Here is a 652-nt window from a genome sequence, read left to right as displayed (position 1 = left end):
GATACCGGCTATGGCGTGACGCCGGTGATCGACCGCGACTATTTCTGGGCGATCTATTTCCGCACGCCGGGTGGCGTGCTGTTCGAAGTGGCCACCAACGAGCCGGGTTTCGATCGCGATGAGGACACCGCTCATCTCGGCGAGGCGCTGAAGCTGCCGACGCAGCACCAGCACCTGCGGCCCTATCTCGAACAGCATCTGCAGAAGCTGGAAGGCTGAGGTCATGAGCAAGGACGCTTACATCCACAAGTTGCTGCCCGGTTCGCCGGGCGGTCCACTGCTGTTCGTCTTCCATGGCACGGGAGCCGATGAGAACCAGCTTCTGTCGCTGGGGCGCGATCTCGCGCCCCAGGCAACCATCATCTCGCCGCGCGGCGATGTGTCCGAACAAGGTGCTGCGCGCTTCTTTCGCCGTACCGGCGAGGGCGTCTACGACATGGACGATCTGGCACGGGCGACGGACAAGATGGCGGGCTTCGTCAAGGCGCATGTCGAGGCGGCCCATGTCGGGGCGGCAAAGCCGTCGATCGTGCTTGGTCTCGGCTACTCCAACGGCGCCAACGTCCTGGCCTCGGTGGTGTTTGCGGCACCGGCGCTGTTCGACGCCGCGGTGCTGATGCATCCGCTGATCCCGTTCGAACCGGAGGTGAAG

Annotated in this window: 1 protein-coding gene and 1 pseudogene; both read left to right on the top strand. The window is 64.4% G+C overall.

Going from position 1 to position 652, the window contains the following annotated elements:
* Positions 1-219 (top strand): annotated as a pseudogene (locus EN935_RS39145) (ring-cleaving dioxygenase); the annotation flags it as partial.
* Positions 220-223: 4 nt separating this feature from the next.
* Positions 224-652 (top strand): alpha/beta hydrolase (locus tag EN935_RS39140; protein ID WP_127374410.1); only part of this gene is annotated, 429 nt, incomplete at its 3' end.

Origin of the sequence: Mesorhizobium sp. M7D.F.Ca.US.004.03.1.1, assembly GCF_003998635.1 — a bacterium.
GTDB classification, from domain to species: domain Bacteria; phylum Pseudomonadota; class Alphaproteobacteria; order Rhizobiales; family Rhizobiaceae; genus Mesorhizobium; species Mesorhizobium loti.
The sequence above is the reverse complement of the archived record's forward strand: the minus strand, read 5'-3'. Positions and strand labels throughout refer to the sequence as shown.